Source organism: Psychrobacter sp. TPE 89C (genome assembly GCF_055522395.1).
The window spans coordinates 1-22628 of sequence record NZ_JBVFXW010000008.1 but is presented as its reverse complement, the minus strand read 5'-3'; the positions used below and the strand labels follow the sequence as shown (position 1 = coordinate 22628).

General features: G+C 41.9%; 21 protein-coding genes. 14 read left to right on the top strand and 7 right to left on the bottom strand.

The window, feature by feature from the left end; genetic code table 11:
- The first annotated feature begins 89 nt into the window (after nucleotides 1-89).
- From ilvC to ACZW67_RS04160, 6 genes are all read left to right on the top strand, one after another.
- On the top strand, nucleotides 90-1106 hold the full coding sequence (gene ilvC, locus ACZW67_RS04185; RefSeq protein WP_110923966.1) for a ketol-acid reductoisomerase: 1017 nt from the start codon (nucleotides 90-92) through the stop codon (nucleotides 1104-1106).
- 275 nt (nucleotides 1107-1381) lie between these two features.
- On the top strand, nucleotides 1382-1807 hold the full coding sequence (locus ACZW67_RS04180) for a hypothetical protein (protein ID WP_197217852.1): 426 nt from the start codon (nucleotides 1382-1384) through the stop codon (nucleotides 1805-1807).
- 379 nt (nucleotides 1808-2186) lie between these two features.
- Nucleotides 2187-2399, top strand: a complete 213-nt coding sequence (locus tag ACZW67_RS04175) for a cold-shock protein (protein ID WP_010196799.1) — start codon at nucleotides 2187-2189, stop codon at nucleotides 2397-2399.
- A gap of 268 nt (nucleotides 2400-2667) precedes the next feature.
- The gene (locus tag ACZW67_RS04170) at nucleotides 2668-3237 is read left to right on the top strand and encodes a DUF421 domain-containing protein (protein WP_465182271.1); all 570 of its coding nucleotides are present in this window, start codon (nucleotides 2668-2670) and stop codon (nucleotides 3235-3237) included.
- Between the two features lie 436 nt (nucleotides 3238-3673).
- Nucleotides 3674-4423: an electron transfer flavoprotein subunit beta/FixA family protein gene (locus ACZW67_RS04165; protein ID WP_110923967.1), complete on the top strand. Its 750-nt coding sequence runs from the start codon at nucleotides 3674-3676 to the stop codon at nucleotides 4421-4423.
- A 135-nt stretch (nucleotides 4424-4558) separates the two neighbouring features.
- Nucleotides 4559-5491, top strand: coding sequence for an electron transfer flavoprotein subunit alpha/FixB family protein (locus ACZW67_RS04160; protein ID WP_197217851.1), 933 nt, complete (start codon nucleotides 4559-4561; stop codon nucleotides 5489-5491).
- A 206-nt stretch (nucleotides 5492-5697) separates the two neighbouring features.
- Here the strand turns inward: ACZW67_RS04160 and ACZW67_RS04155 are convergent, their stop codons facing one another.
- A complete protein-coding gene (locus ACZW67_RS04155) occupies nucleotides 5698-6492 on the bottom strand; it encodes a TrmH family RNA methyltransferase (protein ID WP_465182270.1) in 795 nt (264 codons plus the stop codon).
- A gap of 104 nt (nucleotides 6493-6596) precedes the next feature.
- Nucleotides 6597-7580, bottom strand: coding sequence for a class 1 fructose-bisphosphatase (locus ACZW67_RS04150; protein WP_465182269.1), 984 nt, complete (start codon nucleotides 7578-7580; stop codon nucleotides 6597-6599).
- Between the two features lie 406 nt (nucleotides 7581-7986).
- On the opposite strand from ACZW67_RS04150, the gene ACZW67_RS04145 reads away from it, so the two are divergent.
- The 3 genes from ACZW67_RS04145 (at nucleotide 7987) to ACZW67_RS04135 (ending at nucleotide 10873) form a co-directional block, all read left to right on the top strand.
- A complete protein-coding gene (locus ACZW67_RS04145; RefSeq protein ID WP_201592618.1) occupies nucleotides 7987-9060 on the top strand; it encodes an aspartate carbamoyltransferase catalytic subunit in 1074 nt (357 codons plus the stop codon).
- 114 nt (nucleotides 9061-9174) lie between these two features.
- A complete protein-coding gene (locus ACZW67_RS04140; protein WP_465182310.1) occupies nucleotides 9175-10332 on the top strand; it encodes a dihydroorotase in 1158 nt (385 codons plus the stop codon).
- Entirely contained in the window at nucleotides 10325-10873 is a 549-nt protein-coding gene (locus ACZW67_RS04135) for a DUF2127 domain-containing protein (RefSeq protein ID WP_465182268.1), read from the top strand. Before ACZW67_RS04140 ends, ACZW67_RS04135 begins: the two co-directional genes overlap by 8 nt.
- A gap of 90 nt (nucleotides 10874-10963) precedes the next feature.
- Here the strand turns inward: ACZW67_RS04135 and ACZW67_RS04130 are convergent, their stop codons facing one another.
- The 3 genes from ACZW67_RS04130 to ACZW67_RS04120 all read right to left on the bottom strand — a co-directional run bounded on the left by ACZW67_RS04130 (nucleotide 10964) and on the right by ACZW67_RS04120 (nucleotide 15805).
- Nucleotides 10964-12232 carry a cation:proton antiporter gene (locus tag ACZW67_RS04130; RefSeq protein ID WP_197217846.1) on the bottom strand — a complete coding sequence of 423 codons (1269 nt, stop codon included), beginning with the start codon at nucleotides 12230-12232 and terminating at the stop codon, nucleotides 10964-10966.
- Nucleotides 12233-12362: 130 nt separating this feature from the next.
- On the bottom strand, nucleotides 12363-14003 hold the full coding sequence (locus tag ACZW67_RS04125) for a DUF2254 domain-containing protein (RefSeq protein WP_465182267.1): 1641 nt from the start codon (nucleotides 14001-14003) through the stop codon (nucleotides 12363-12365).
- Nucleotides 14004-14263: 260 nt separating this feature from the next.
- The gene (locus ACZW67_RS04120) at nucleotides 14264-15805 is read right to left on the bottom strand and encodes a YihY/virulence factor BrkB family protein (RefSeq protein ID WP_465182266.1); all 1542 of its coding nucleotides are present in this window, start codon (nucleotides 15803-15805) and stop codon (nucleotides 14264-14266) included.
- A 246-nt stretch (nucleotides 15806-16051) separates the two neighbouring features.
- Here ACZW67_RS04120 and wrbA point away from each other — a divergent pair, with 246 nt between their 5' ends.
- Together wrbA and ACZW67_RS04110 are read left to right on the top strand one after the other, a co-directional pair.
- On the top strand, nucleotides 16052-16669 hold the full coding sequence (gene wrbA, locus ACZW67_RS04115; protein ID WP_465182265.1) for an NAD(P)H:quinone oxidoreductase: 618 nt from the start codon (nucleotides 16052-16054) through the stop codon (nucleotides 16667-16669).
- A gap of 91 nt (nucleotides 16670-16760) precedes the next feature.
- The gene (locus tag ACZW67_RS04110; RefSeq protein WP_465182264.1) at nucleotides 16761-17246 is read left to right on the top strand and encodes a hypothetical protein; all 486 of its coding nucleotides are present in this window, start codon (nucleotides 16761-16763) and stop codon (nucleotides 17244-17246) included.
- Between the two features lie 152 nt (nucleotides 17247-17398).
- On the opposite strand, the gene ACZW67_RS04105 is transcribed toward ACZW67_RS04110, so the two are convergent.
- Nucleotides 17399-18154, bottom strand: coding sequence for a DUF3108 domain-containing protein (locus ACZW67_RS04105; protein ID WP_201592601.1), 756 nt, complete (start codon nucleotides 18152-18154; stop codon nucleotides 17399-17401).
- Between the two features lie 416 nt (nucleotides 18155-18570).
- Here ACZW67_RS04105 and ACZW67_RS04100 point away from each other — a divergent pair, with 416 nt between their 5' ends.
- The 3 genes from ACZW67_RS04100 to ACZW67_RS04090 all read left to right on the top strand — a co-directional run bounded on the left by ACZW67_RS04100 (nucleotide 18571) and on the right by ACZW67_RS04090 (nucleotide 21323).
- On the top strand, nucleotides 18571-18861 hold the full coding sequence (locus tag ACZW67_RS04100) for a co-chaperone GroES (RefSeq protein ID WP_010196840.1): 291 nt from the start codon (nucleotides 18571-18573) through the stop codon (nucleotides 18859-18861).
- A 110-nt stretch (nucleotides 18862-18971) separates the two neighbouring features.
- Nucleotides 18972-20621, top strand: a complete 1650-nt coding sequence (gene groL / locus ACZW67_RS04095) for a chaperonin GroEL (protein WP_110923978.1) — start codon at nucleotides 18972-18974, stop codon at nucleotides 20619-20621.
- A 318-nt stretch (nucleotides 20622-20939) separates the two neighbouring features.
- Nucleotides 20940-21323 (top strand): hypothetical protein, encoded by a 384-nt coding sequence (locus ACZW67_RS04090; RefSeq protein WP_465182263.1) that lies wholly within the window; start codon nucleotides 20940-20942, stop codon nucleotides 21321-21323.
- A 135-nt stretch (nucleotides 21324-21458) separates the two neighbouring features.
- On the opposite strand, the gene yaaA is transcribed toward ACZW67_RS04090, so the two are convergent.
- Nucleotides 21459-22265: a peroxide stress protein YaaA gene (gene yaaA, locus ACZW67_RS04085; RefSeq protein ID WP_465182262.1), complete on the bottom strand. Its 807-nt coding sequence runs from the start codon at nucleotides 22263-22265 to the stop codon at nucleotides 21459-21461.
- Nucleotides 22266-22628 lie beyond the last annotated feature (363 nt).

The window sequence follows — 22628 nt, the reverse complement described above, 5'->3', positions numbered from 1 at the left end:
CTTATCTTAGTGACCATTTTACGATAGTGGCTATTGCATAAGCGTTTACTATCCATGGCAAACCATGATTGAGAAAAAGGACTGTATTTATGAACGTTTATTATGACAAAGATTGTGATTTATCAATTATCCAAGGTAAGAAAGTTGCCATTATTGGTTACGGTTCACAAGGCCATGCCCATGCGCTTAACCTACAAGATTCAGACGTCGATGTGACTGTTGGCCTACGTGCCAATTCAGGTTCATGGAAAAAAGCTGAAAATGCGGGTCTAAAAGTTGCTGAAGTAGAAGAAGCGGTAAAAGCTGCTGACGTTATTATGATTTTGACGCCTGATGAGTTTCAAAAAGAGCTTTATAACGATGTAATCGAGCCAAACATTAAAGAAGGCGCTACATTGGCTTTTGCTCATGGTTTTGCGATTCATTACAACCAAGTCGTGCCACGTGGTGATCTTGATGTCATCATGGTGGCACCAAAAGCACCAGGTCATACTGTACGTTCAGAGTTTGCTAAAGGCGGCGGTATTCCTGATCTTATCGCTATCTACCAAGATGCTTCAGGTCAAGCCAAAAACTTAGCATTATCATATGCTGCTGGTGTTGGTGGTGGTCGTTCAGGTATCATCGAAACAACGTTTAAAGATGAAACTGAAACGGATCTATTTGGCGAGCAAGCAGTACTTTGTGGCGGCGCAGTAGAGCTGGTTAAAATGGGCTTTGAAACGCTAACAGAAGCGGGCTATGCACCAGAAATGGCTTACTTTGAGTGTTTACATGAGCTTAAGCTTATCGTTGACTTGATGTATGAAGGCGGTATCGCTGACATGAACTACTCAATCAGTAACAACGCTGAGTACGGCGAATACGTTACAGGCCCTGAAGTCATCAACGAGCAATCACGCGAAGCCATGCGTAATGCGCTAAAACGCATCCAGTCTGGTGAATACGCGAAAATGTTTATCTCTGAAGGCGCAACCAACTATCCATCAATGACCGCACGTCGTCGTAACAATGCTGAGCACGAGATCGAAATCACTGGTGCTAAGCTGCGTGGTATGATGCCATGGATTGGTGGTAATAAAATCATCGATAAAGAAAAGAACTAAGACAGCATTAAGTTATAGAAAGACTGTTTAGTTTTAAAGAAGCCCATGTTATCGACTGATAGCATGGGTTTTTTAATGCATTCTATTTGTTTAATGCTTTTATGGTAGGCTATCTACGGGTTGAAAACCCATGGTAGTCCCCAATATAGACAGGCATTATTACATTAACTAATGGTTTGTCCGGTTAGGCGATTATTATTTCCGTTCGTCTTGAGCTATGAAACAAATCAAATAATTTCCGTTCTTCTTTTCCTATAGATTACAGGTTGTATGTTGTGCAAATATCTTATTCTGACTGGCTAACGCCGCAATTCATATATGTTCTTCTTAGTGCTGTGATCGCTGTTTTAATTTGGATAGAAGGGGAGATGCTCAAAACAACAGATGGCAAATTGCCTCAATCCAAGTTTTTTAAAATCAGTTCACTTTTGGATACCTCATGGTTCTTTATTTCCGTGGTCATGTTATACGTGATTGATCTGACACCATTGGCAGTTGCGGTACCTGCAGCCTATGGTCTCTATACTACTTTTGGTTGGGTATATGGAACGCGTCTGCTGAAACGTAAGGGTATTCCCGACTCTCCGAAAGACTTAGTAATACCGGCTAAATATATCGCTTACAGCCAGTCATTTTCATTGGTATTCTTTGCGCTATGCTTACTAGTATTAAGCTCACAATGGTTACCAATAGCTCAGTAAAGGTCAGTCTAAATTATAGCTCGCTAACAATTTTTGACCTTGCGATTTATCAACTTATCCGAATTTTTGACTTTGATTATAGATAGAAGTGAATAAAAAATATTATTTATATCAATATGTTATGTGATTAATGAATACTTGAGCTAACTTCAAAAAACTGGTTTTAATTATTTACAAAAATCATCAATTTAACCTGTTGTCATTATGAAAAGCTGCTATAATCAAGCTGTACTTACAATATTTCAGGTAAAAAATTCAAGTCATCCGAGGATGATTTAGTATATTTTACTGCCGCATTCTGCAAAAAAATATTTAGGTATATATCAATTAATCGGTGATGACACACGTCTCGCCAACAGTTAAAGAGTTAGGAAAATTTATGTCAGATAAAGTTGAAGGCACTGTAAAGTGGTTTAATGAAGCTAAAGGTTTTGGTTTTATCGCTCAAGACAATGGCGGACAAGACGTATTCGCTCACTACAGCGCTATCCAAGGTGGCGGTTTCAAGACCCTAGCTGAAGGCCAAAAAGTGTCTTTCATCTTAGGTGATGGCAAAAAAGGCCCACAAGCTGAGCAAATCGAAGCTATCTAATTTCTATTAGTGATTGAGTAGACTGTTTTTCAGTGAGCTTGATTACAATGAAATTATCAATACGCATTGATTACTTTGTTTGTTAAAACAATAAAAATACTGTTTCAACTTTAAAAAAAAGCAACCTCTCATCAGGTTGCTTTTTTTATGGGAGTTTTTTGGTATGACAAGGTGTTATTAATATCAGGTACTATTGATTTTGTTGGCTAACATCATCAGGTAATAATGAATACTGAATCAATAAAAACATAATAAATGAGGTTATATCATGAGGTGGGAGAATTGGCTTTCGATAGACTGGCAACAAGTACTTGGGATTTCTTTATCTGCAATCGGTTTTTATGCAGGGTTGATGCTGTTTACTAGACTAATGGGGCTGCGTAGTTTTTCTAAGTTATCAAGCCATGATTTTGCGATGACTGTTGGTGTTGGTAGTATATTGGCCTCGACTGTACTGTCAGATGAACCTTCCTTACTGCAAGGGTTGTTTGCAGTCGCGGTGTTGTTCTTGATTCAGGGCGTTATCTCAATCATCAGACGCAAAATAAAACCGCTAAAGTCCTTGATAGACAATCAGGCTATTATTTTAATGGCTCATAGCAAGTATTTAGAAGACAACTTAAAAGAAGCCAATCTTAGCACCAGTGATGTGCAAGAGGTTCTACGTAAAAATGGTATTAAAGCCAAAACGGAAGTGTTTGCAGTGATTATGGAGACGACAGGTGATATGAGTGTCATCAAAAATAATAACGTCGAACCTGACTGGTCCTTATTTGATGACATACGTGACAGTGAATTATTGCTTGGTTCTAGTAAAAATGGCAAGTCAGCGGTCTAGATTTGTTAACTATTCTTATCCGTTAACTTGAAAGAGATAAATAATAACAAAATATTAAGTAAGCCCAAGGCTTAGAATGCTATAAAGGTTGGAGATATTTAGAATATAGGTGAAAGTAAGTCATAAACTTGTTCGCTTATAAACTATTTGTAATAGAATAGTGATAAATTTATGACGCATTATTCACGGCGTTGTCTTGACCTTATGCTCGTGCTCACGCAAGATACATAGGTCTGATAATAACGGTTGGCTTAGCTTTAACGGATTTTGTCGATAGAGAATATGATATAAATATATTTTTTAGTATTGTTTCATTTTTTTGATTATTGACTGTCTGTTGATGCACTAACAACCTTCAATGCTATTTTGAACAACAATGAACCTTTGGTTCTTAATTGATAATTTTTAATTCATAACATTAATAAACGAGGAACGTATGAAAGCATTAGTAGCGGTCAAGCGTGTCATTGATTATAACGTAAAAGTTCGTGTAAAAGCCGATAACTCTGGCGTTGATCTATCAAACACCAAAATGTCAATCAACCCTTTTGATGAAATCGCAGTAGAAGAAGCGGTTCGTCTAAAAGAAGCTGGTGTGATTGATGAAATCATTGTTGCGTCAATCGGTCCAAAAGAATCACAAGAGCAGATTCGTGCCGCTCTAGCATTGGGTGCTGATCGTGGTGTGTTAGTTTTGACTGACGAAAAGCCATATCCACTACAAATCGCTAAGATACTAAAAAGTATCGCTGAGTCTGAAGCTACTGACATTATCCTGTTGGGTAAGCAAGCGATTGATGATGACAATAACCAAACTGGTCAGATGCTAGCAGCATTGATGGGTATCGGTCAGGGTACGTTTGCATCAGAAGTAAAAGTTGAAGGCGATAAAGTAAACGTAACGCGCGAAATCGATGGCGGCTTACAAACAGTTGCGCTTGATTTGCCAGCAGTCATCACGACTGACTTGCGTTTGAATGAGCCACGTTATGCCAAACTGCCTAACATCATGAAAGCGAAGAAAAAACCGCTTGATGAAAAGACACCAGCTGATTTCGGTGTTGATATGGCATCTAAGCAAGAGATTATTAAAGTTGTGCCACCTGCTGAACGCAAAGCTGGTATTACAGTAGGTTCAGTGGATGAGTTGGTTGATAAGCTAAAGAACGAAGCTAAAGTAATCTAAGACTTCGCTACGGTATATCATGTACAAAGTTACACGTTTAATTCGGCTGATTTAGTATTTGCCACATCAGTAACTTTGTACACAGACAACCTCATGACATGAATAGACGATACGAATAAATAAAGGATTAGAACCATGGCAATTTTGGTATATGCAGAACATGACAATGCCAGTCTAAAAAAGGCAACTTTGAACACTATCGCTGCTGCTAAGCAAATGGGCGATGATATCCATGTATTGGTCGCTGGTAGTGGTGCACAAGCAGTTGCAGACGAAGCCGCTAAAGCTGAAGGCGTTTCTAAGGTATTGCTAGCAGACAACGCAGCTTATGAGCATCAATTGGCGGGTAACGTTGCGTTACTGGTTGCTGATGTCGCTAAAGACTACAGCCATATCATCGCACCAGCGACAACGACTGGTAAGAACTTTATGCCACGTGTTGCAGCATTACTTGACGTTAGCATGTTGTCAGAAGTTTCTGCTGTAGTAGATGCTCAAACGTTTGAGCGTCCTATCTATGCAGGTAACGCGACGGCAACGGTTAAAACTTCAGAAGACAAAATAGTGTTGACTGTACGTACTACTGCATTTGATCCAGTGGCGAGTGAAGGTGGATCAGCAGCTGTTGAGACTATTGACAATGTACAAGAGACTGGTAAAGCAAGCTTCGTTAATGAAGAGATGGCTAAATCTGATCGTCCAGAGTTAACGTCAGCAAGTATCGTAGTATCTGGTGGTCGTGCGTTAGCAAACGGTGAAAACTTCACTAAATATATCGAACCATTGGCTGATAAATTGGGCGCTGCTGTTGGTGCATCACGTGCTGCAGTAGATGCAGGCTATGTGCCAAACGATATGCAGGTTGGTCAAACGGGTAAAATCGTTGCCCCAGACTTATATATCGCCGCAGGTATTTCAGGCGCGATTCAGCATTTAGCAGGTATGAAAGATTCTAAAGTTATTGTTGCTATCAACAATGACCCAGAAGCCCCTATCGCGAGCGTTGCTGATTACTTCCTAGAAGCAGATTTATTTGAGGCATTGCCTGAGCTAACCAGCAAGGTTTAATATATAGTCACAGAACTACTAAACGGCTAAGGCGTTACCCTCCTTAGATGTACGACTTGTACAATATGCAGTCGGCTACCTTGTATCCGTTTTAGATTTTTTGGACTATATCAGTAGTAGACAGATAATAAAAAACCCACTATTAAATGATAGTGGGTTTTTTTGTACTTTACAGATAAGCTTTTAATTGGAATTATAGAGGAAAACTAAGCATAATTTCTTTGACGCAAGGTTTCATATAGACATAAAGAGCCTGCAATCGCTACGTTTAAGCTTTCTTGACCGTTCGGCTGTGGTAAGGCTATGGGCGTGGCACATTGCATTAATTCATCGCTGACACCTTGACCTTCATGACCCATAATCCACGCCGTCGGAGTGGTTAGGTTGTGATCGTAAATTAAAGTGTCGGTATGTGAGCTAGTAGCTAAAAGTGGCACTTGTACATAATCTAAGATGTCTTGTGTGCTTAGACCTTCATAAATAGTGAGTGCAAACTGTGCACCCATACCTGCTCGTAGCGTCTTTGGAGACCAAGCTTGCGCAGTCGCGCTGGTGCATAGGATATTATTAATACCGACTGCTGCTGCCGTACGTAGTAACGTACCAACATTACCGCTATCTTGTACGTCATTTAGAATCAGGCAGTCCTCATTGATCATCGATAGATCCGGCATCGGCACTTTAATAACCGCCATAATGTCGATGCCCGTGCCCAAGCTTCGGATGCTCTCATAGAGCGAATCTGAAAGCGTCATAATAGGCGTATAGGTCGGCAGGCGAGACAGTACTTGCTGAACTTCAGGATGATTGTGTGCTGACTCTGCCAGTAGTATTTGCGCGAACGGATAGTCACTACGTAAGGCAGCATCGATGAGATGTATGCCTTCGATGACTGTCTGTCCATGTTTGTTACGCTGGCGAGACTGCGTCAACAGGGCTTTTACCAGTTTAACCGTTGTGTTCTTATCTGAAGTAATCAGCTCGGTGGGATTTGTTACCATAGTGGATCGCTTAGAGTAGACTGAAGGAATCGTTTGGACAGTCAGCAGAATGCTTATTATTGATTAGCATTCTGCTAGCTGTCTTTAATATGTGCTCAAATCAATTATTTTTCAGAATAATTTACGTGCAAGTTTTTAACATAATCGACTTCATTTTGGCTACCTAATACGACAGGGACACGTTGATGAATGTCAGTCGGTTCGATATCTAAGATGCGGTTGACAGCATCCGTAGCACCGCCGCCAGCACGCTCAATCAATAAGCTCATTGGATTGGCTTCATACATCAAACGCAGTTTGCCAACTTTGTGAGCGTATTTAGTATCAAACGGATAGGTAAATAGACCACCACGGCATAGGATGCGATGCACATCACCAACCATGGCAGCGACCCAGCGTGTATTAAAATCGCGACCACGTACACCAGCTTCGCCAGCGATCAGCTCGTCGATGTATTGTTGCATCGGTGCGCGCCAGTAGCGGTAGTTTGAGCTGTTGATAGCATATTCACTGGTATCAGCATCAATTTGCACATTGTCTTCTATGAGTACATAATCACCCGTATCTGGATCTAGGCTGAACATCACCACATTTTCAGTTATCGTTAATGCGAGTACAGTAGAGGTGCCATATAACAAATAGCCTGCTGCCAATTGCTGATTGCCTGCTTGCAAGAAATCACTGTTTTCGCTTGTTTGACCTTGGCGTTGGTACGGTAAGATAGAAAAAATAGTACCGACGGCCATATTGATATCGATGTTTGATGACCCATCAAGTGGATCAAACAATACCAGTAGACTGCCATCAGCGTTGGCAGGGGTAGCATTGTCTAATTCTTCTGACGCAACACCTGCACAATGCGTGTTTTTTGCTAACGCATCTAACAATAAGTCATTAGCGAGTACATCCAATTTCTTCTGATCTTCGCCTTGCACATTTTGATTACCAGCTTCGCCTAGGATGTCGGCTAAAGCCCCTTTTCTAAGTAGCTGTGAAATGGTTTTGCCAACGTTAGTAACAGTAGTAATCACGTCATTCAGTTCAGTGCTGGTTGAATGTTGGTCTAGATAACTGGTTAGAGTCGTCATAAAGCTTCCTAATAGATGGTATTGATAAGTGATATTGATAAATGGTGTTGAGAGTAAAAGAATAAGCAGTGATAAGCGCACTCTAGGCGGGCAAATTTTTAAATAGCGATACCGTGTCTTTGTCCTGACCGTAAAATCAGCTACACTATATGTATTATTATTCGTTAATATCTTTGGTAAGCTTGTTTTCGGTCATGATCGCTACACTGATATTGCACAGTCGCTATGCGAACATTGTCTAGCAGGTGGCTGAGTGTATTTATAGGACTGGTGTCATTGGGGTAAATTGTATCAAATAAGCGCCAAAATGTCCTTGTATCTATGTATATCTACGATAAATGCTCGAACAAAGATGAATAAATGATTAATATAGACACATACAAACCCACAATGAAGACTTGCCATTATGTCAAATTCTCTCGATAGCAGCTCACTACATACGATCTCGCCGACTGACTACGCAAAATTCGACCCCAGTACCATTCATCAAAGGCTCAATACATCATTGAGTCGTCCACAGCTCAATACCGATGGCAGTATCCGTCATTTTTTGGGTGTAGAAGGCCTTAATAAAGAGCAATTACAGGCGATTATCGCAAAAGCAGAAACGTTTTTTGATAAAAATGGACAATTAATCAATCGGCCTGAGCTTGAAGGCTATACGGTGATGAACTTGTTTTTTGAGCCATCAACACGTACACGTACCACATTTGAAGTGGCCGAAAAACGTCTGGGTGCCAATGTACTGAATATCGATATCGAGCGCTCTAGCGCTAAAAAGGGCGAAAGTCTACGCGATACACTGTGGAATTTGCAAGCCATGACAGCAGATATCTTTGTGGTGCGTCATTCAGCATCAGGTGCTGCGCATTTTATGGCGACAGAAGTGACGCCTAATATCGCCATTATCAACGGCGGTGATGGCTGGCATGCGCATCCGACGCAAGGCATGCTCGATATGTTGACTATTCATCGGGAAGCGCCGCGTCCTTTTGAAGAGTTATCAGTGGCTATCGTGGGTGATATTAAGCACTCACGGGTGGCACGCTCTGATATCAATGCGCTACAAACCTTAGGGGTCAAAGACATCCGTGTCTGTGCACCGCGCACTTTATTACCTAAAGGTATTGAGCGTTATGGTGTGCGAGTTTATGAAAATATGAATGAGTGTGTCACGGACTGTGATGTCATCATGGGACTAAGAATTCAAAACGAGCGTATCGGCTCGCCATTGCTAGCGTCATCGAGTGAATATTATAAACACTATGGTATTACGCCAGAGCGCGTGGCACTTGCAAAGTCTGATGCATTGGTTATGCATCCAGGACCGATGAACCGTGGTGTTGAGATTGCTTCGAGCGTGGCTGATGGCGCGCAGTCTGTTATCTTAAAGCAGGTAAATAACGGTATTGCCATTCGTATGGCTGTACTGTCTCTTGCAATGGAAGGGCAACGCGCTCATCAAGCTGCTGGTAATTAACCTGTTGCCACGCTGTTTTATTCTTCATTATTTCATTTTATTGATACGGTAATAACGCTCATGTCTAATACGATAAACACTGATGCACCGATATTTGACCATCTTCCTAAAGCCATTAAAAATACATTGCCAACCGCAGTAACAGATAAACTGGCCTCGCTTGAAGCTGGACATGAAATGTGGCTGCTACCACCACTGGTTGACTTATGCGCACGCCTACGCGAACCAGGTCAGCAGCAGCATGGTACGTTGGAATCAGAAGGACTCGCTGCTCGTGGCAATGGCTTTTTGCATGTGGTGATTCCACCTGATACCAATCCTATTCTAGAAAATGGCTCACTGCTCAAAGGGTTACGTGAGCGCGCGCTTGATGATGGTGGTATCTATTTACATGTATTGGGTGCATTGACCGCAGGGTTAGAAGGAGAGCGTCCTTCTAACATTGCGGGTTTGAAAAAAGGTGGTTGCATCGCTGTTTCGAATGCACGTAGACCTTTTCGCAATGATTTGATCTTATTGCGTACATTAGAGTACGCAGCAACTTTTGGTATGAAAGTATTCTTTTATCCTGATGAGCCAAGTCTGTCTGGAGATGGAGTAGCACATGAAGGCTATATCGCTTCTTATCATGGGCTGCAGGGCATACCATGGATTGCTGAGACGGTCGCCCTATCTACTCAGCTATTGATGGTCGAAGAAACGGGTATCGCGGCTCACTTCAGCCAGTTGTCTTGCAAGTCGTCAATCGAGCTGATGCGCTGGGCAAAAGACAAGGGTCTGCCAGTGACTTGTGATGTAGCGATGCATCAATTGTACTTAACCGATGATAACTTAGAAGGCTTTAACGCCCAAGCCTATGTGTTACCGCCACTGCGTAGTAACACTGATCAGCAGGCCATTCGCCGTGGATTGAAAGACGGTACGATTGATGCGATCTGTAGTCATCATGAGCCGCTAAACAGTACGGCCAAAAAAGCGCCGTTTGCTGAGAGTACCCCAGGTATTTCAAACTTCGATACCTTTATGGCGCTGGCCTGTCAGCTAGTACATGATGAGGTGTTAACTTTGGAGCAACTCGTTGATAAAATCTGCCTTAATCCTGCAAAAATTGCTGGTATCGGTGAGCAGTATGAAAGTATCGGCGGTGCGGTATTGGTCGATCCTAATCTAGAGTGGCAGGTGACAGCGCAATCTATGCTATCAAACGGTAAGAACACACCGTTTTTTAATCAGCAGTTGCAAGGTCGCGTTGTGGAGACATTCTTTGGCTAATTTGCCCCGACAGAATGACAGTCCGCCACCATCTACAAAAGATAATGCTATGGACTTAATTGGCCGGAAACGAAAGCCACGAAGTACTTCTAGTGAATCTATCAAAGCGGTAGCAATCTATGAGATGGTAAAAGGGTTGGGCGCATTGCTCGGTGCTGTTGCGTTATGGTCATGGCATACCAATCTTGCGCGTTGGCTGACGACGGCAACAGCCTCTTGGCAACATAGCTTTGGTCACTTGTTTGCACCGCAGTTTGATAGTGTGATACGGATTGCTCAGCAAGCCAGCAAGAACTGGCCATTGTTTTTATTATTGATTTTTGCCTATGCCAGTCTGCGCTTTCTTGAAGCATATGGCCTATGGCAAGACAGAACATGGGCGTATTGGTTTGGGGTGCTTGGCTATGGGATATTTATCCCTATAGAAATTTACTATTTAATTGCCCGCCCATTTGACTGGTTTAAATTGGGCATATTAATCTTAAATATTCTCATCGTCATTGTGGTTTATCGCAATATGAAACGAAAAGGTCTGATATAAAAGCGTACGACAAAATATATAGGTATAAAAAAAGGCCAGCATAAGACATCTTCTTATGCTGGCCTTTATGTCACTGAATACATCTACCGTTTAGATCTCTGTGGCATCCGTACGAATGCTTTTCGCCACTTTACCAACGCTCAAGCCTTGTACCAGTATAGAAAATATGACGACAGCATAAGTGAGTGCCAATAAGATATCACGCTCAGTGCCCATAGGTAGTTGCAACACTAGGGCAACGGAGATACCACCACGCAATCCGCCCCATGTGAGGACTTTCCATGCACCTGTCGGTAAATCAAGCTGACGGCTAAAGGTCTTGGTGGTCATACCCACGACAATAAACCGAGCAAGTAGGGCGATTATAATCGTCAAGCCAGCCGCGATAAACAGGTTGCCTGAGTAAGCAATCATGACGACTTCTAGACCAATCAGCACAAATAAAATAGCGTTTAAAATCTCATCGATTAATTCCCAAAATAAATCAATGTAATGACGAGTCTTATCGCTCATTGCTAATGCTCGCCCGCGATTACCAACCATTAGTCCCATCATTACCATCGCGAGTGGTCCTGATAAATGCCAATGGCTGGCCAATGCATAACCACCGATTACACCTGCAAGCGTTAACAACACTTCCTCTTGGTAGCTGTCGATGCTTTTGAGCATATAATACAAAATTGCCCCAAGTACCAAACCAAAGACAATGCCGCCACCTGCTTCCACCGCTAGGGTATGCGCCACATAATTGGCTGTCGGAATGTCGCCGCTCGATAAAATACCAAGTAGCAGCACAAAGATAACCACGCCGATACCGTCATTGAATAATGATTCACCGGCGATGACAGTTTCGATGCTCTTTGGGGCGCCCGCTGATGAGAGGATACCCATCACCGCAATGGGGTCGGTCGGCGATATTAACGCACCAAATAACAGGCACCACAGAAATGGCAAGCCAAAACCGAGCAGCGGCAACATAAAGTACAAGGCAGTGGCAATAAGCATCGCTGATACAATAGTACCGATGCAGGCAAGGATGCCAATAGGCAATTTATAGCGTTTTAAGTCGCTAATATTGACATGTAAAGCACCTGCGAATAACAGCATAGAGAGCATACCGTCTAATAATACTTCGGTAAAATCGAGCTGTGCTAATAAGCTTACTTCGTAATCAATAAGCTGATCAAAGCCTAAAAATCCCAAAAATATGGCGCCAATAGACAACAAGATGGAGATAACCATCACGCCAATCGTGGTCGGCAGACCAATAAAGCGATGATTGACGTAGGTTAGTAATGCTGTGATGGATAAAAATATCGCGCTGATTTCAAGTATGGTTAGGCTGCTTGTGGGGGCCATGAAAGAAGTCTCAAATAATGATGAAAAGTATTCTTAAACGTAGTGCTAATAAGAATTAAATGGTTTGGATTGTAGTTATATTCTTGCTTTGGCACCAGTGATGAATGTCAATTTACGAGTCTTGATATAATTATCTCGATTGTGTTTGCAGGGCTTCACGGATATGAGCGTCAAATTCACTCACGTAGTCAAAATATTGATGCTGAGCATCATCACTAAGAATAAATTGCTTGGCTTGCTTGGACATGGCGATTAAATCATCGGTCAATTCTTGATAGTTTAGGTTTTCTTCACCTGCACGCTCAATTAATGTCAGTTCATGCAATAGTGTCTGCTGCTGTGCGATATTGACTCGCGCATAGTTGAGATTGACCATTGCCTGACACAGTGCTTTTAAGACCATCAAATCAGCGGCTGCATAACGACGTATTTCGCCAAGCGATGTATTAATAAAGTCAGAAATTTTTGGAGTATGAGTGATCACGGCTAATATAGCCAGTCGTCGCTGCTGCTTAACTTCGGCATTTGATGCATCATCATTTGGTGCCGGTACATAAAAGTGATAGGGGCTGGGTGGTTGACAGCGCATCATAATACTCAAGCAGCTCGTCAGTGATTGTACGCAGTTGACCGCTGTCTTTGGGTCATTGATACCAGGAGACAGTGCTCGTACAGCGATTTCAGTCATTTGTCCTAAGCTATAAGCAATATCATTAGAGTGTACCAATCGCTGTTCGATACGGATACAGTTTGCGAAGCGTTGCCAAAAAACACCATCAGGTGCGCGCGGTACAACGGCCAACTGCGGTGTTGATGTTTTCTGTCGGTTATTTGGATGTGCTGTTGGACGCTGGTAAAAATAGCCAATGACGTTTTTATCAGTCACATAATCACCCAGATTGACATGAATCTGTATCACGCCACCATAGTCTTGTGTCAGAGTAATCAGCGACTCAAGGTAAATCTGTTGGATATAACCTGAGCGTGGTGGATAGATGGGCATTGATGACCAGTTGTGAAACTGTTCGACATCATGATGCTCGATATCACGTTGATGTTGGATGTCACAATGACTGCCATACCAATAGTGAATATTATGAATGGCATCGTTGCTCGCATTCTGGATGACATGCGATGCTTGGATGGCATGTACCATATGCTGTACGAAGTACACGAGCAATAGCGCGCAGACAATGGCCATAATAATGGCAAAGGTCACAGCCAGCTGTGGTACACCAAAAGCGACATCGTATTTATGGATAGATTTTAATACCAGCAGGCTATAGCTAAAGGTACCAATGAATGCACCCAATACCAGTTGATTGGGTGTGTCTGTCAAAAAATTGCGTAACAAGCGTGGGCCAAATTGTGATGAGGCCATCGACAATACGGCAATCGTAATTGAAAATGTCGTGCCCGCAACACCTAATACAGCACCCGCTATCGCTGTCATAATAGCGCGCGCCGCATCATCGTCACCCGTAAAGGCAAAGGTAATATCTCTGACAGTTGCACGGTCAAAGTGCTGGTCGATGGTTACTAATAAAGGCGCAAGTAATATACCTATGATGACGCAAGCTGTTGGGATAAACCAATAAGAGCCAATCAGCTGTTGCCATAAGTTTCGCAGGCGATCGGGCAGGTCAGTGAGGGTCTGCAATGACCATAACTGGGCAAACTGTTTTAGCTTGTTTTGGCTTATATCAAGTGTACGTATCCATAAGCTTTTTTTGTCATCTTTATTCACTGTCATCAGCTTTGAGGTATCCAAAAATCATCATATTAAACTTATAGTGTCATAGCTTATTCATAAATATACGACAGGGCTTTGACTGTCATATTAGGGCGTGTCCTCAATTCAAACGAGTGTTCTCTAAATGGGCTAAAAATAGCTAAATTCTGCCAAACATCGTCAAATAGTTGGTCAATATCTCGATATTATCTGCACTATTTTCCTCGTTTGACGGCAATTTATCTCATTTTTATCGCCATTTTTAAAATGAGGACACGCCCTAGTTCTTTTTATTTTGGTTAGCTCACTTTAGGGTTATCCGCTTCAGTAATAATATCGCCCTTATTATTGGTTTGAGTTTGTTTCTTATCATCGTTTATATCTTGGGGAATGATAATTTCATTATTACGGTCATCCCATTCTATATCACTGTCTTTGTCATACGACATGGGCTCAAAGTGCGGTGTATTTTGTTTATTTGAGTCATCTTTTGCCAATGGTTCCATCGTCGATGCTGAGGTCTTTCTAAATAAATGGGCATCATTATTTTTATGGCTACCTTTTTTATCAGAAGCGGCCTTTTTACGTGGTTCCGTATTGGTAAATATAGCGCTTAACGGTAGATTTAGTTGTTGTTTGGCATAAGCTTCAGTATGTTCAAAACGCTCTATCAGCAGCCTAATCCAAGGCGTTTGGTCTTCTATTCTTACCTCATCGAACTCATCTTTGATGGGTAATGGGTAAGGTAGGGTGCGATAAAAATCCCATAATGTCATCTTGCTCAAATCTCTTTTGAGTACATAGTCGTCATCTTCGGTCATGGTGATGAGGTTGCTGTCTTGTAAATAGTTAATATAGGTATACCATTTCGGCAGCTCTTTGCGTCCTAGCATGTTGCGAAGCGCTTGTTCGCTGACGGCCTCACCTTTTAAATGGTGCGTATATACTAAGTTAAGCATGTCTAGCAAGCTCAGTAATGGATGGCGTGGCTCCACTTCTTCTGTCCCAAAGATGGTCAGGGTATAGCTAATTTCAACGCCCAGTAGAATCAGATTCCACGACAAATAAATCCATAGCAAAAATATTGGTAAGGCTGCAAAGGCTCCGTAAATAGCTTCATAACTGGTAAAGTTTGCCATCACGGTACCAAAAAGATGCTTCATCATCTCAAAGACGATGGCCACAAATATGCCAGCGATGGCCGCATTTTTGGCTGGCACGCGTGCTTTTGGAATGAACCAGTACATACCGATGAAGCCTGAGACCGTGATGCCAATCGTGACGGCTTGTATCCAGATAGACCAATCAATGCCGTAACCGGCGACTTGCTGATTTAAAAAACTAATGCTTTGTATCGCACTTGAGGCGATGAAAGCTGTGCCCAATACCAATGGCCCTAAGGTCACCATCGTCCAATAGCGCAGCATGCTTTTGATGCCACCAGACCGATTCTCTACGCGCCATATTTGGTTAAAAGCTCGCTCAATGGTCGTCAATGTCATAATCGTTGTAAAAAACAGCACCATCGCACCAATAATGGTCAGGTTAGATGATTTTTCAGCGAAGTTGTTGATGTACTCACTAACCTGCATGCTAGATTGCGGTAGTAAGTTGTTATAAATGACTTCATATATTTGTGCTCTGACCGACGAAAGTGCTGGTACTGAAGACAAAATCATCAAGAGTACGGTCAGCATGGGTACGATCGATAGCATGGTCGTATAGGTCAGCGAGGCTGATTTTTGCTGGCAGTTGTCTTCAAAAAAATGCCTAACCAAAAATCGTAAAAACTGAAACCAGCGCTGGTGTAAAAACGGGATTTTCTTTGCTAACTTTTCCATATCGACCATCTAGCAGGTATTAGAGTGACAATAGTGTAACAAACATAGGCGGTTATCATCTGCCCTTTAATTGTTTCAAAATGCACAGTAGTCAACGCGATAGAGTGTTCTGACGATAATGCACAGCTAGGTTGTTTGCATGTCAGTGAATGACTCGGGCATAATGTGCAGATATATTGATAGTGTCAGCTGTTGGCTACATATTGCTATCATTAACCACGTGAATGATTTAAGGAAGTGTTGCTAATGAGTCAGACTGCCCCTTATGTATTGGTACTCTATTATTCTAATCATGGTACAACCAAGACATTGGCATACGCTATCGCGCAAGGTATCGAAGACGCTGGCATGACAGCACGTATTCGTACGGTCCCAACGGTTGCTCCTGAGACGACATCGAGCAAGCCTGCGATACCTGATGAAGGTGATCTGTATTGCACCATGGATGATCTCAAAAATTGCAGCGGTCTGGCGCTTGGTAGCCCAACGCACTTTGGTAATATGGCCGCACCCATGAAATACTTTTGGGACAATACAGTGACATTATGGCTGGCAGGTAATTTGCAAAACAAACCTGCCTCCGTATTTACGGTAACGGGTTCGATGCATGGTGGTCAAGAGACGACGTTGCTGACGATGATGTTGCCATTGATGCATCACGGTATGATTATCGTTGGTGTGCCTTATGCGGAGCCTGCGTTAAATCGCACCCAACGTGGCGGCTCACCTTATGGTGCTAGCCATGTCAGTGGGGCATCACATGATCAGCCTATCTCACCTGATGAGCGTGAGCTAGGCATCGCTCAAGGTCGCCGTTTGGCTATCAGTGCGACAGCATTGGCTCAAGCTAACTGGAGTCGCTAAGCGGCCTTTGTATCGTTGAGCCTACAATAATCATTGAGCCTAAAGTGCAACAGCGTTATTCACGCTATTAATGAGGAAGTAAATATATCTAATGGCTACAAACCGCTCCGATAGTGAGATGAATGCTGAACCACCAGTAAAGAAAACTGGTAAGCCTGCCAAAGTAAGTAAACCTATTGCGCCTATCCGTCAGCGTTTGATGGTTACGTGGTTGATTTGGCTCGTCTATAGATTGCTTGGACTGCCTATTTTTATTAATGTATTCAATCCAAGTAGTCCTGATATCGTCGGCGGTGTCGCATGGCAAATGCTGTGGCTAGTACCAGCATTTATTCTGACACCATCGATACTGCGTGGACGCTCGCCTTATGCGTTGTTAATCAGTAGTATGTTCATACTCGTATACTTAGGTGCGAGTGGCGTGGTGTTGTTTACGCGAGTTTATGGCAGTAGTTGGGCGGAGATAGTTGTCTATCTGCTTGATTTTTTACTATTGCTGCTTATCAATGTATGGTTGTTTATTTTGCTCAAACGTCTGCCTTCGATGAATAATGTCGTTAAGAAACCTCGCCAGTGATCTAAGTTGTCTGACGCTTAACTTACCAAATGCTTGGTAGGTAACTCTCAATAAGTAATGTTTGTCAGCTATCAGTATAAAACCAAAAAAAGCGGCGCTCTACATTAGAGCGCCGCTTTTTTTAATATTTTTTCAGTGGTTCAATAAATAGTTTAGTTCACCTTGGTCAATTCTAAATCCATTTTTTTACCATCATTAATCTGACTTACTTTAACTGGTAGGTAATCTAAGCTTGGTGCTAACCAGAAGCTAGTAGAGCGACTATCGTCATCATGAACACGGTCGACACGTACTGTATCAAAGGTGCCTGCTGGTACAGTTATTTTGGTGTTGCCAGATTTCTTAAATGGGGTCTTTTCGATTTTGTCTTTCTTCGCCATGTAGTAGTTGCCAGAGAATTTACCGTTCAATAAATCCTGACGAATCTGCACTTCAAGGCTTAAGTCATCAAAGGCTTGTTGCGACATGTTCATTGTCGTCGACTTGCCTCGATAGTTACTCACGACTTTTTTGCTACTTGGATTAAAATCCAGTTTGTGTGTACGGCCTACGCCTAGGAGCTTATAAGTTGTGCTGGCTTGTGTTGGCGTGACATTGTTACCGTTGATGGTAAAGGTGCTATTTTGCGAGGCACTGGCCACACCTGCAACTCGTGCATTGACATTGTATTTCCAAGTATCACCTGACTTGTTTAAGGTACGAGTAGCGGTGCCTTTATACTTGTCCTCAACCGTAAAGCTATAGCTGGCGCTCGATGGTTGGATGGTCTTTGCACTGGCGATAGTGGGTGCAGTCATACTTAATGCTCCGATAGCAGCAATACTAGCGCCTGACGTCAAGGCGGTCAAAAATTTAGACTTACTGCGTTTTGTATTATTAGAATTTTTATTCGATGATGAAAAAATCATAGATGTTCCTTAATTAATATAGTGTTGGTATATCAGATTCTATCGACCACTATTATTGTGTTTACAAGCACTATAATGGTCATACTTGGTTACATTTTCAAGAGTGTTTGCTGTCTATGGTGTGTTGCCCTTGTAGTCAATGTTGCTACAAATATGCTCCATATAAGAATAAATAATAGGCTATTAGTACAACGATGCGAAATCAGGACAGCAGTAGGCGGCTCTCTGAGATAATTCTTGTAAAATTTTGGGCTTTACACTTGAAGCGAACACATCTTGCCCCCACTTTTTGATACAAGCTTAATGCTTATCTTCGGAATATTGCTTTTGAGTAGTAGTCCTTGTAGATACTGGCATTGAGACTATTAATTCAAATAAACCCTTAATTTTAATAATCAACTTTTGGAGTCATATCGATGAACATTCGTCCTTTACATGACCGTATTGTCGTCCGCCGCATAGAAGAAGAAACAAAAACGGCTGGTGGCATCTTGCTTCCTGGTTCAGCTCAAGAAAAACCTTCACAAGGTGAAGTATTAGCTACTGGTAACGGTCAGATTCGTGACAACGGCGAAACTCGTGCGTTAGACGTAAAAGCTGGCGACAAAGTTTTGTTCGGTCAATATGCTGGTCAAACGGTAAAAGTTGACGGCGAAGAACTGCTTATTATGAAAGAATCTGATGTATTGGGTGTGTTAGAAGGCTAATTACTCACGAGGCCTGTTGGCTAAGTCAGTTGTTAGCGAAGCACATATATAACCATATTATCGAATCATTCAACCGTATTCTCATACTTATAATAGTGGAGTAATTTAACATGGCAAAAGACGTAAAATTCGGCATTGATGCCCGTAAACAAATGATGGACGGCGTAAACGTTCTAGCAAACGCAGTAAAAGTTACGCTAGGCCCTAAAGGTCGTAACGTTGTTATCGATAAATCATTTGGCGCACCTACAATCACTAAAGATGGTGTATCCGTTGCCAAAGAAATCGAACTAGAAAACAAGTTTGAAAACATGGGCGCACAGCTAGTACGTGAAGTTGCTAGCCGTACCAACGATGTCGCTGGTGATGGTACGACTACTGCGACGGTATTGGCTCAGTCAATCTTGCAAGAAGGCATGAAATCAGTGGCTGCTGGCATGAACCCAATGGATCTTAAACGTGGTATCGATAAAGCGGTACGTGCTGCTGTTGAGCAAATCCATTTGTTGTCTACACCAGCTGACGACGAAAAAGCCATTGCACAAGTAGGCTCTATCTCTGCTAACTCAGACACCAAAATCGGTGAGTTGATTTCGCAAGCGATGCAAAAAGTCGGTAAGCAAGGCGTTATTACGGTTGAAGAAGGTTCAAGCTTCGAAGATACCTTAGAAGTCGTAGAAGGTATGCAGTTTGACCGTGGTTATATCAGCCCGTATTTTGCTAACAAGCAAGACAGCTTAACGGCTGAGTTTGAAAACCCATATATCTTGCTAGTTGACAAAAAAATCAGCAATATCCGTGAAATCGTACCATTACTTGAGCAAGTAATGCAGCAAAGCAAACCATTGCTTATCATCGCTGAAGATGTTGAGAACGAAGCGCTAGCAACACTGGTTGTTAACAACATGCGTGGTGGCTTGAAAACTTGTGCGGTTAAAGCACCAGGTTTCGGTGATCGTCGTAAAGCAATGTTAGAAGACATCGCAACGCTAACTGGCGGTACGGTTATCTCTGAAGAGATTGGTCTGAGCCTTGAGACTGCTACTCTAGAGCAACTGGGTACTGCTAAGAAAGTGACTGTTGGTAAAGAAAACACAGTAATCGTCGATGGCGCTGGTAACAAAGCTGATATCGAAAACCGTGTTGAGTCTATCAACCGTCAAATCGAAGAGTCTACTTCTGACTATGACAAAGAAAAGCTACAAGAGCGTGTTGCTAAACTAGCTGGCGGCGTAGCAGTTATCAAAGTCGGCGCAGCGACTGAAACTGAAATGAAAGAGAAGAAAGACCGTGTTGACGATGCGCTACATGCGACTCGTGCAGCGGTTGAAGAAGGCGTTGTACCTGGTGGTGGTGTTGCGCTAGTACGCGCTATGAACGCATTGTCTGAACTAACAGGCGATAACGACGATCAAAATGCAGGTATCAACATCCTACGTCGTGCGATGGAAGCACCACTACGTCAAATCGTAACTAACGCAGGTGAAGAAGCGTCAGTTGTGGTCAACGAAGTGAAAAGCGGTAGCGGTAACTATGGTTACAATGCTGCTTCTGGTGAATACGGCGATATGATCGAGATGGGTATTCTTGACCCAGCTAAAGTAGCACGTTCAGCACTAGAAAACGCTGCATCTGTTGCAGGCCTAATGCTTACCACTGAAGTTATGATTACTGACTTGCCGCAAGGTGATGACGGTATGGCTGGCATGGGTGCTGGCGGTGGAATGGGCGGTATGGGTGGAATGGGCGGCATGATGTAATTTATGCCTCTTAACCTATACTAGCTTTAAATAAAAAAGCCCTAACTCATTGAGTTGGGGCTTTTTTTTATCAACATATTGAGCTCTTCAAAGTTATTACCGACTTAACTTGCTCCTTTTAAGCGCTAAGTTTTTCATCATGTTTATTTCAATCAGTCGTAAAAATATCGGTAGAACTAAGCACTAAATTGTATATAAGTTTAAAAATAATTTAAATTTTCTATTAACTAATTATTAAGCTATAGTTGTTATAGCGGTAAAATTCGCTGATAGGGATATAAACTATGGGAAATGATATAGCCTAAAAGGAATTCAAAAATGAAAAGTTTATCAATTGCGATAGCAGCGTCAGTCTTGATGTTAGCTTCTGCTAATAGTTCAGCTGATTCGAGTTTAGATAGATTTAAAATTCAAAAACCGATGGAGATGTCTAGCGTTGCCCAGTCTAAAGTTATGCAATTATCATTTGACAATAAAGAGCGTAATGGTGGTGAAAAAGCAATTTATGAAAAAGTCATGAGAGGTGCTAAGGCAAATGGCTTTGAGCTTAAAGATGAAGAAGCAATGAAAGTAGCACACATTGTTAACAGCGCTTTAGATAATCAGCCACCTGAGGCGGCTTCTATCAATATAAAAGTCACGTTAAAAATTTATTTAAAAAGACCTTTGAGGTTAGAGCTTGAGGTTGAAATAACACCTTAAGTGCTGTAACTAAGAAATACCATAGCACTACTTAACTGAAGATTATTAAGCCGCCGTGGGTTTGCTTGCGCCGGCTTTAACTCTGTAATGAATAAAAAATTCTATGGTACTGATTTAAAGTAAGCCAAAATCTTACTACTGATTTACACTATCCCGTCTAAACGTCCACGTCTTATCATCAGAAGCGGATTCACAATAATAATATCCAGCCAAATCAAACTGCTTTAGCTGCTCTGCATTGGTCAGCTTATTATCTGCAGCATACTTGACCATTAATCCACGTGCTTTTTTGGCATAAAAGCTAATCACTTTATATTGACCATTTTTTTCATCCTCAAATCGTGGTGTAATGATGTCAGCCTTCAATGTTTTTTTCTTTACAGACTTAAAATACTCATTAGAAGCGAGATTAACCAATGTTTTATCGTCGCTATCAGCCATCCGCACATTGATAACCTCAGTCACTTCCTCGCCCCAAAACTCATATAGGTTATCACCGCGCTCATTTTTCAGTTTGGTGCCCATTTCTAAGCGATATGGTTGAATCAAATCTAAAGGTTTTAACACACCATAAAGCCCTGACAAAATGCCTAAGTGCTCATTGACGTAGATAGTCGTGTCTTTATCCATGTGATACATATCAAGACCAGTATAAACATCACCATCGAACAAATACCCAGCAGGTTTTGCCGCATTAGTATTATCAGTGAAAGGTCGTTCTTTACTCCAGTGCCACTGTTGATTACGCGTCGCATTGAGCTGTGCCAAATCATTAGAAATGCCCATCAGCTCTTGTAAATCAATCGGTTCTTTAGACTTCAGTACTTGCATCAATACTTGTGAGTGTTCAATCAGTTCAGGCTGACTATAGTAGTTACCTATATTTAATGGTATAGCGTCTGTTTCGTTCAGAGATTTGGCAGGGGAGAGTAAAAAATACATCGTTATTCCTTATTATGGTGAGTCATTGACGATCCAATTACCACGTCAAGCTTACCTATTATACGACACCTATCGTTTGAACTTAACCGGCTCGTTGCTTTTTCACACGATTCTAAAATATATCAATTGTGACTGTTAGAGCTTACCTTCAGTTCAAATATAACCATCAAAACAAGAGAAACAGCACAGATAATATCGAGGGAGCTATCAGCTGTGTGTCTATTGAGGTAATGGTCTGTGATATGGGGGTGGCCTAGTGATACAAGGTTATATTTTAACTGAAGGTAAGCTCTAACAGTCACAATTGATATATTTTAGAATCGTGTGAAAAAGCAACGAGCCGGTTAAGTTCAAACGATAGGT